Origin of the sequence: Amycolatopsis sp. NPDC049159 (assembly GCF_040648295.1) — a bacterium.
GTDB classification, from domain to species: Bacteria; Actinomycetota; Actinomycetes; order Mycobacteriales; family Pseudonocardiaceae; genus Amycolatopsis; species Amycolatopsis pretoriensis_A.
In genome coordinates this window covers 102897-112801 of the sequence record NZ_JBEZDL010000006.1, presented here as the reverse complement: position 1 = coordinate 112801, position 9905 = coordinate 102897, and the positions used below count along the sequence as shown (strand labels likewise).

General features: G+C 71.8%; 5 protein-coding genes. 2 read left to right on the top strand and 3 right to left on the bottom strand.

The genetic code is table 11. From position 1 onward, the window contains the following. Together AB0B33_RS13450 and AB0B33_RS13445 are read right to left on the bottom strand one after the other, a co-directional pair. Positions 1 to 793, bottom strand: a 793-nt coding sequence (locus tag AB0B33_RS13450; RefSeq protein ID WP_360770630.1) for a hypothetical protein, incomplete at its 3' end; no start/stop codon positions are given. Between the two features lie 46 nt (positions 794 to 839). Further along, positions 840 to 3419: an AAA family ATPase gene (locus tag AB0B33_RS13445; protein ID WP_360770627.1), complete on the bottom strand. Its 2580-nt coding sequence runs from the start codon at positions 3417 to 3419 to the stop codon at positions 840 to 842. Positions 3420 to 3687: 268 nt separating this feature from the next. Here AB0B33_RS13445 and AB0B33_RS13440 point away from each other — a divergent pair, with 268 nt between their 5' ends. Then, complete coding sequence (locus tag AB0B33_RS13440) at positions 3688 to 5085, top strand: hypothetical protein (protein WP_360770625.1); 1398 nt, start codon at positions 3688 to 3690, stop codon at positions 5083 to 5085. A gap of 52 nt (positions 5086 to 5137) precedes the next feature. Continuing rightward, the gene (locus tag AB0B33_RS13435; protein ID WP_360770622.1) at positions 5138 to 6289 is read left to right on the top strand and encodes an FAD-dependent monooxygenase; all 1152 of its coding nucleotides are present in this window, start codon (positions 5138 to 5140) and stop codon (positions 6287 to 6289) included. On the opposite strand, the gene metH is transcribed toward AB0B33_RS13435, so the two are convergent. Next, positions 6271 to 9900, bottom strand: coding sequence for a methionine synthase (metH, locus tag AB0B33_RS13430; protein WP_360770619.1), 3630 nt, complete (start codon positions 9898 to 9900; stop codon positions 6271 to 6273). The genes AB0B33_RS13435 and metH overlap by 19 nt on opposite strands. Positions 9901 to 9905: the final 5 nt, after the last annotated feature.

The window sequence follows — 9905 nt, the reverse complement described above, 5'->3', positions numbered from 1 at the left end:
TGAACTGGTTCCCACCGTGCCCACCGGAACCCTGCTCGTTCTGGAAGATGTCCCCACGGCCGCCCGTCGAGGCCTGTTCGTTGAACTGGTTGGCCCCGTGACCGCCCGAGCCCTGCTCGTTCTGGAAGATGCTCCCGTGACCGCCGGTCGAGGCCTGCTCGTTGAACTGGTTGCCGCCGTGGCCCGCGCCTTGCTGGTTCTGGAAGATGCTCCCGTGACCGCCGGTCGAGGCCTGCTCGTTGAACTGGTTCCCACCGTGGCCACCGGAACCCTGCTCGTTCTGGAAGATGTCGCCTACGCCACCGGTCGAGGCCTGCTCGTTGAACTGACCGCCGCCGTGACCGCCCGAGCCCTGCTCGTTCTGGAACACATCGCCGTGGTGGCCGGCTGACGCCTGTTCGTTGAACTGGTTGCCGCCGCGGCCGGAGCCCTGCTCGTTCTGGAAGATGTCCCCACGACCGCCGGTCGACGCCTGCTCGTTGAACTGGTTCCCACCGTGCCCACCCGAGCCCTGCTCGTTCTGGAAGATGTCCCCACGACCACCGCCCGTCGAGGCCTGCTCGTTGAACTGGTCGCCCCCGGAACCCCCGGACCCCTGCTCGTTCTGGAAGATGTTCCCCGAACCGCCCGTGGACGCCTGCTCGTTGAACTGACCGCCGCCCCCGGTGCCCTGCTCGTTCTGGAAAACGTCGCCCGATGAAGTCGTCATCGTGTGCACTCCTGAAATTCGGATCGGTGAAGCCCGTGCCCCTCCGTTGTCATCCAGTCTTGGGCCCGGAACCGCTCCGGTCATGAGTAGCGGCCTACTCGGCTTCACCGGCCCCCGCGCCGCCGGCTACCTACGGGCCGGCCGAAGCGCTACTCCCCGGCTCCGGTTGCCCCACCACCGAAGCCAGTTCGCGCCGTCCCGAAATACCCAGCTTCGCGTAAACACCGTGCAGCACGTTGTCCACCGTCCGCACCGACACCACCAGGCGGTCCGCCACCGCGCGGCTCGTCAAGCCCGTCGCCACCAGGCGGGCGATCTCCAGCTCCCGGACCGTCAGGTCGAGCGGGGTGTCCAGCGACGCCAGCGCCGGCGTCGCGGCGTCCTCACAGGACACCAGCCACGACTGTGCGCGCTGGGCGGCACCGACCGCGCTCCCCAGTTTGCCCGCCGCCCGGTGGGCCCGGGCCGCCTCCGCCGCTGCCTCCGCCGCGAGCAGGCGCGCCCCGATGTCGGCGAACGCCGTCGCCACCGCGTCCAGCGCGACCGCGTCCCCTGAGGACAGCGCCCGTGCGTGCGCCGAATAGCACGCCACCAGCGGACCGTCCAGGTCCGAACCGAACGAAGGGACGCCGAAGCGGACGACGTCGTGCCGGATCTCGGCCGCGATCGCCGATCGGCCCGTCGACTCCGCCTCGGCCGCCGCCTCCGAAGCCAGTGCCGCCGCGCGGGTCAGCTCGCCGCGGGACGCCGCTGTCCAGGCCGCCGCCCAGCGGCCGAGCGGGCCCGGCAGGTCCGCCTCCACGACCTGCCCGGCCATCGCCGACGCCCGGGCCAGCGCGCCCATGACCGCGGGACGGAACTCGTGCGGCTGGTCGTGTCCCTCCACCGCCAAGGCTTCGCGCAGCCGCCGGATCGCCCCGCGCACGTTCCCGTACGCCAGCGCGACCGTGCCGAGGGACGCCGCCGCGGCCGCCAGTGCCGGGCCCCAGCGGTCGCCGACCGCGTCCCGGTAGTCCTCGCCCGCCAGGTCCTCGGCCTCTTCCAGCCGGCCCGCCCGGCACAGCGCCACCACCCGCGCGTGCTCCAGGCGGACGCGGGCGCCCGGCGCGGACGCGTCGGCGACCGCGATCGCCAGTCCTTCCTCGACGACGCCGAGGCACGCCTCCGTGCGGCCGGACTCGGCCAGCGCACCGGCCGCCACGACCAGCGCGCCGAGGCGCAGCGCGTCGCCGCGGGGGTTGCGGTCCAGCACCGGGCCGAGCAGGTCCAGCGCCGCGCGGCACGCCCCCTCCGCCGCGCGCAGGGCCGCACGGGCGACCACCAGTTCGTCGGCCGGGCCGGACACCGCCGTCTCCGCCGTGTCCAGGACGGCTTCCGCCTCGGCGAAGCGGTTCAGGCCGAACGCCAGGTTCCGCGCCCGCGTCCCGGCGACCCGCGCGTGCTGGGCGTCCGACACCGTCTCGCCGTCGAGCTCCGCCAGCAGCGCGTCGGCGTCCGCGTGCCGCCCGCCCGCGATCCGGACCTGGGCCAGCAGGTACTTCCCGGCGAACCCGCCGCCGAGCCGGACGGCTTCCGCGGCCAGCTGCTCGGCCTGCGGGAAGTCCTTGCGCAGCAACGTCTCCGCCGCGGCGCGGACGAGCTGGGGGTCGGTCGGCAGCCCGGCGGCCAGCCGCCAGCGGACCAGCCGCGGCTTGTCCTCGGCGCGCCGGGCGCCGGTCAGGTCGAGCGTCCTGGCCAGGATGCGGTAGGTGTCGCGCTGCCGCAGCGGCGACGTCCGGCGCCGGATCACCTCGGCGTAGAGCGGGTGCGCCAGGCGGACGTTCAGCCGCCGCCCGGTGCGTTCCGAAACGACGAGCCCGGCCCGCTCGGCCGCGGCGAGGACGTTCGCGGCGCCCAGCCGGACCAGCGGTTCGCAGCCCAGCGGCCCCCCGAACGCCAGCAGTTCCAGCAGCCGCCGTTCGTCGGCGTCGACGCGGTCGGTGCGGGTTTCGATCAGCTCGACCAGCCGCGGGGTCGCGGTGAGCGCGCCGCTCCACCGCCACAGCCCGTCCGTGGCCGCCAGCGAACCGCTGTCGAGCCCGCCTTGGACGAGTTCGCGCAGGAACAGCGGGTTCCCGAGGCTCAGGTGCCACAGCCGGTGCTCCGCGCCGTCCTCCAGCCGCCCGCCCAGCGCCGCGGTGATCAGCTCGATGGTCTGCGCTCGGCTCAGCTCGCCGACGTCGAGGCGCTCGGCGACGCGGTCCTTCCACATCGCGAACACCGGGTCGGGCACGCTCACGCCGTGCGGCGCGATCACGATGACGAACGCCGACGCCGTCGCGGCCAGCTGGTGCACCAGGGTCGCGGACAGGTCGTCGAGCAGGTGCGCGTCGTCGACGCAGAGCACCAGCCGCCGCCCTTCCGCGCCGCGCGTGAGGTGACCCGCGACCTGGTTCAGCCGGTGCGCGCGGTCCGCCGTGCCGTCGGCGCTGCCCGGCAGGAGGTGGGCGAAGGCGCCGAACGGGATCGTCGACGCCGACGACATCGCGCGCACCCAGTGCGTGCGCGCCCCGCCGGCGGCCAGTTCGGCCAGCAGCACCTTGGCCAAGCGGGTCTTGCCGGCGCCGGCGCGCCCGGTCAGCAGCAGGCCGCACACCTCGGCGTCGGCCAGCGCCCGGCGCGCGAACGCCAGCTCCTGTTCGCGGCCGACCAGCGGCCAGTCGTTCGCCACACCCACTGCCTCCCCACCCGCGCACAGCTGTTCTCCGGATAATGACAACGAAGGGGCCCGCCAAGTACCCGAACGCGCGAAGCGATTTGGCATAATTCGCCAAGCGGCTCAACAAACCCGACACATCGGACACTTGATCTGCTATTCCGTGAGCATTTTCCGGGTATTCTCCCGACACCGTGATCAACCGTTTTCACGGAATTCAAGACAACCACTCGCACAACGGCCAGGATGGGCACACCCCGTTCCCCGACGTGAGGACCCGAGGATGATCCGCCTGCCCGCACTGGCCGTCGCCGCGCTCACCACCACCGCGCTGCTGACCGGCACGGCCCACGCCGCGAGCCCGCCGTTCACCGCTTCGGTGTTCCGGGCGACGCACAACAGCTATTCGGGCAACGTCGACGGCGCCAAGAACTCGATCGCCTACCAGCTCGACCACGGCGTCCGGTTCATCGAGCTCGACGTCCACGACAACGGCTACGCGACCACCTACGACTACGGGGTCGGCCACGACTTCCCCGGCAACCTCGTCGACCACAGCGGCGGCAACCCGGCGTCGAACGACCTGCGCGACTGGCTGACGGCGGTGAACACCTGGTCCGCGCAGCACCCGGCCGCCGCGCCGATCGTCGTCATGCTCGACCTCAAGGACAACCTGACCGACAACCCCTCGTTCGCGGCGGGCAACCTCACCGCCGTCAACCAGGAGCTGGAGTCCGTCTTCGGCAGCCGGCTGCTGCGGGCGCAGGACTACCCCGCCGGGCAGCCGACCGTGGACGCGCTGCGCGGGCGTGTGCTGCCGCTGCTGTCCGGCGACGGCACCAGCCGCGCCGAGTACAAGAGGGACGTCGGCTACCACCCCGCGGTCGCGCTCAACGGACGCGGCCAGCTCGTCGAGGTGCACGACTCCGGCGGCGGCGCGCTCTGGTACTGGACGGGCACCTACGGCGCCGACGGCCGGGTCACCTGGCTGCGGCACGGGAAGTACGACAGCGGGCAGACCCCGGCCGTCGCGCTGAACGACAACGGTGACCTCGTCGAGGTCCACCAGTCGCAGACCGCGACCACGCTCTGGTACCACGTCGGCAAGCTCGGCGCGGACGGCGAGCTCACCTGGCAGGCGTCCCACCAGTACGACAACGGCGTGCAGCCGACCGTCGCGTTCACCGACGCGACGCACCTGCGGGAGATCCACCGGAGCCAGAGCGGCAGCCAGAACTGGAACTGGACCGGCACCCTGTCGGCCACGACGGTCGCCTGGACCGGCAACGCCAAGACGTCCGACGCGCGCTTCGCCAAGGACACCGCCACCAGCGGCACCCGGCGCGTGCGGGTGTGGACCGGCGCCGACGGGCCGACGCCGTCGAACACCCTGCGCGCGGACACCGCGAGCGTCGCCGGCGACCGGATCCGCTACCGGCAGGTCGCGTTCGACGAGTTCCAGCAGGGCGACAGCGCGGAGCTGCAGCAGGGCGCGCTGTTCTACGGCGCGCCCGCGACGGAGTCGGCGTTCATCACCTCGGCCCGCCAGTCGGGCAAGCTCGTCCGCGGCTGGGACTTCGACTCGGCGAACCAGGCGACGACGCCGCTGGCGAACTACCCGGCGACGAACCACCCGTACGACGCCTGGTACCAGTCGCTGCTGACCGGCGCCGCCGAATAGCCGTCAGCGCTTCGCCAGGGACCGGTAAGCGTCCCTGGCGAAGCTCGGCGGCATGAAGAACCTCACCGTCCTGATCTCCGGCGCCAGCATCGCCGGGCCCGCGCTCGCCCACTGGCTGACCCGCTACGGCTGCACCGTCACCGTCGTCGAACGCGCTCCGGCGGTGCGGCCCGGCGGGCAGGCGGTCGACTTCAAGGGCGCCACCCACCGGAGCGTGCTCGACCGGATGGGCATCCTCGACGACGTCCTCGCGCGCCAGACCGGCGGGCAGGACCAGACGATCATCGACGCCGCCGGCAAGCCGCGGGCGGTCATCCCCGGCGAGTTCACCGGCGGCGACATCGAGATCCGCCGCGGCGACCTGGCCGAAATCCTCTACGCGCACAGCGACTGCGAATACCTCTTCGGGGACACCATCACGGCGCTGACCGAGACCGCGGACGGCGTCGACGTCACCTTCGCCACCGCCGAGCCGCGCCGCTTCGACCTGGTCGTCGGCGCCGACGGCATCCACTCGAACGTCCGGCGGCTGGCGTTCGGCCCGGAACGCGACTACGTCGAGTACCTCGGGTACCACTACGCGCTGGCCGAGCTGGGCGAGGACGTCGCCGACGGCGACGCGGTGATGTACAACGAGCCGGGCCGGATGACCGCCGTCGGCGGCCCGAAGGCGTCGGCGTTCTTCGTCTTCGCCTCGCCGGAGCCGGCCTACGACCGCACGGACACCGCGCGGCAGCGGAAACTGCTGGCCGACGCCTACCGGGGAGCCGGCTGGCGGGTGCCCGAACTGATCGCCAAGGTCCCCGAAGCCCGCGAGTTCTACCTGGACTCGCTCAGCCGCGTCACGATCGACCGCTACTCCCGCGGCCGCGTCGTGCTGCTGGGCGACGCGGCCTACGGCAACACCCTCGGCGGGTTCGGGACCGGGCTGGCGCTGGTCGGCGCGTACGTCCTCGCCGGGGAGCTCCTCGCCGCCGGCGGCGACCACCGCGTGGCCTTCGCGTGCTACGAAGAGCAGTTCCGCGGCTACGCCAAGATCTCGCAGCGCGGCAGCGCGGGCCCGTTCCTCGCGCCGCCGTCACCGCTGCGGATCAAGCTGCGGGACTGGACGTTCAAGTCCCGCTTCCTGCTCGGCCTGATGCTCAAGGCGACCGACAGGTTCGCCACCGACATCGAGCTGAAGGACTACGCCCCGGGCTCGTAGGCCAGGTTGGGCCGCAGCCACTGCTCGACCTCGGCGACCTCGACACCCTTGCGGCGCGCGTAGTCCTCGATCTGGTCGCGGCCGAGCCGCCCGACGGTGAAGTACTTCGAGTCCGGGTGCGCGAAGATCAGCCCGGACACGCTGGCCGCCGGCGTCATCGCGAACGACTCCGTCAGCGCCATGCCCAGCTCGTCCGACTCCAGCAGCTCGAACAGCTCCCGCTTCTGGCTGTGGTCGGGGCTGGCCGGGTAGCCCAGCGCCGGGCGGATGCCGCGGAACCGCTCCGCGTGCAGGTCCGCCAGCAACGGCTCGGCGTCCGGCTCGAACCAGTCGCGGCGCGCCCGCAGGTGGATGTGCTCGGCGAAGGCCTCGGCGAGCCGGTCCGCCAGCGCCTTGACCATGATCGCCTTGTAGTCGTCCTGCTCGGCTTCGTACTTCGCGGCGAGCTCGTCGGCGCCGTGGATGGTGACCGCGAAGCCGCCGAGGTGGTCGCCCGCCGGGGCGATGTAGTCGGCGAGGCAGCGGTTCGCGCGGTCCAGCGGCTTCGACGTCTGCTGCCGCAGCATCGGGAAGCCGACGTGCGCGTAGTCGCCGTCGAGCCGGATGTCGTCGCCTTCGCGGTGCGCCGGCCAGAACGCGTACGCGCCCTTCGCGCGGAAGCTGCCGTTCGCGATGATCTCGTCGAGCAGCGTGTTCGCGTCGTCGAACAGCTCACGGGCGACCGGCTGCTCCAGGATGGCCGGGTACTTGCCCTTGAGCTCCCAGGCGAGGAACAGGAACTGCCAGTCGACCATCTCGCGCAGCTCGGCGATGCTCGGCTCGACGACGCGGCGCCCGGTGAACGCCGGGGTCGGCAGGCCGTCGAACGACACCTTCTCCGGGTTCGCGCGGGCCTGCTCCAGCGTGAGCATCGGGCGGCGTTGCTTGTTCGCGTGCTGCTCGCGCAGCACTTCCTGGTCGGCCCGGTTCTTCTCGGCCAGCACGATGGACCGGTCCGCGTCGAGCAGGTCCGACACCACGCCGACCACGCGGGAGGCGTCCAGCACGTGCACGGTCACGTTGTCGTAGACCGGGGCGATCTTGACCGCGGTGTGCTGGCGCGACGTCGTGGCGCCGCCGATCAGCAGCGGCAGCTTCAGCCCGCGCCGCTGCATCTCGGTGGCGACGGCGACCATCTCGTCGAGCGACGGCGTGATCAGGCCGGACAGCCCGACGGCGTCGGCACCTTCGGTGACCGCGGTGTCGAGGATCTTGCCGGCGGGCACCATCACGCCGAGGTCGATCACCTCGTAGTTGTTGCAGCCCAGCACGACCCCGACGATGTTCTTGCCGATGTCGTGGACGTCGCCCTTCACCGTGGCGAGCACGATCTTGCCCTGGCCGCCGGTCGAGGCGAGCCGGCCCTCCTGGCGCGCCTTCTCCTTCTCCGCCTCCATGAACGGCTCGAGGTAGGCGACGGACCGCTTCATCACGCGCGCGCTCTTGACCACCTGCGGCAGGAACATCTTCCCGGAGCCGAACAGGTCGCCGACGATCTTCATGCCGTCCATCAGCGGGCCCTCGATGACGTCGAGGGGGCGGGCCAGCTGCTGCCGCGCCTCTTCGGTGTCGTCCTCGATGAAGTCGACGATGCCGTGGACCAGTGCGTGGGACAGCCGCTCCCCGACCGTGCCTTCGCGCCAGGTGAGGTCGACGACGCGCTTGGTGCCGCTGCCCTTGACGTTCTCGGCGAAGGCCACCAGCCGGTCTGTCGCGTCTTCGCGGCGGTCGAAGAGCACGTCCTCGACCAGTTCGAGGAGGTCCTTCGGGATGTCCTGGTAGACCGCGAGCTGGCCGGCGTTGACGATGCCCATGTCCAGGCCGACCTGCACGGCGTGGAACAGGAACGCCGAGTGCATCGCCTCGCGGACGACGTCGTTGCCGCGGAAGGAGAACGACAGGTTCGAGATGCCGCCGGAGATGTGGACGCCCGGGCAGCGTTCCTTGATCCGGGGCAGGGCGTCGATGAACGCCTTCGCGTAGCCGTTGTGCTCGGCGATGCCGGTCGCGACGGCCAGGACGTTCGGGTCGAAGATGATGTCCTCGCCCGCGAAGCCGGCCTTCTGCGTGAGGATGTCGTACGCGCGGCCGCAGATCTCGACCTTGCGGTCGGCGGTGTCGGCCTGGCCCTGCTCGTCGAAGGCCATCACGACGACGCCGGCGCCGTAATTGCGGATGGTGCGGGCCTGGGCCAGGAAGGGCTCCTCGCCCTCCTTGAGGCTGATCGAGTTGACCACGCCCTTGCCCTGCAGGCAGCGCAGCCCGGCTTCGAGCACGGTCCACTTGGAGCTGTCGACCATCACCGGGATCCGGGCCACCTCGGGCTCGGTGGCGATCAGGTTGAGGAACGTGGTCATCGCCTGCTCGGAGTCGAGCAGGTCGGCGTCCATGTTGACGTCGAGCAGGTTGGCCCCGCCGCGGACCTGCTCCAGCGCGACGTCCACGGCGGCCTGGTGGTCGTCGGACTCGATGAGCCGGCGGAACCGCTTGGAGCCGGTGACGTTGGTGCGCTCGCCGATCATCACGAACCCGGTGTCCGGGCCGATGCCGAACGGCTCGAGCCCGCTGAACCGGGTGTGCGTGCGCGGCGCGGGGACCTCGCGCGGGCCGATCCCCTTCGCGGCCGCCGCGATCTTCTCGATGTGCGCCGGCGTCGTGCCGCAACAGCCGCCGACCAGGTTGACCAGGCCGTCGCGGGCGAACCCGCCGATCAGCCCGGCGGTCTCCTCGGGCGTCTGGTCGTACCCGCCGAAGGCGTTGGGCAGCCCGGCGTTGGGGTGGCAGGCGACGTAGGCGTCGGCGATCCGGGCGAGCTCCTCGACGTGCGGGCGCATCTCCTCGGCACCCAGCGAGCAGTTCACGCCCACGACCAGCGGTTTCGCGTGCTCGATCGAGCTCCAGAACGCCTCGACGGTCTGGCCCGAGAGCGTCCGGCCGCTCAGGTCGACGATGGTCACCGAGATCCACAGCGGCAGGTCCGGCGCCACCTCGCGGGCGGCGGCGATCGCGGCCTTGCAGTTCAGGGTGTCGAAGATCGTCTCGACGAGCAGCAGGTCGACGCCGCCCTCGGCGAGGCCGGCGATCTGCTCCGCGTACGCGGCCTTGACCTGCTCGAACGTGACCGCGCGGTACGCCGGGTCGTCGACCTTCGGCGACAGGCTGAGCGTGACGTTGAGCGGGCCGATCGAGCCGGCGACGAACTTGCCGCCCGCTTCGTCGGCGGCCTGGCGGGCCAGCTGCGCGCCGCGGACGTTCATCTCGTGGACGTGGTCCTGCAGCCCGTAGTCGGCCTGGCCGATGCTGGTGGCGGTGAAGGTGTTCGTCGTGGTGATGTCCGCGCCCGCGGCCAGGTACTGGCGGTGGACGTCGAGGATGACGTCCGGGCGGGTGAGGTTGAGGAGGTCGGGGTCGCCGGTGACGTCGTGGGTGTGCTCGCCGAAGCGGTCGCCGCGGTAGTCGGCGGGGGTCAGCCCGGCACCTTGCAACATGGTGCCCCAGGCGCCGTCCAGCACCGCCACCCGCTGGTCGAACAGCTCGCGCAGGCGCGCCTCGGACTCTCGCGGGGTACTCACCGGCA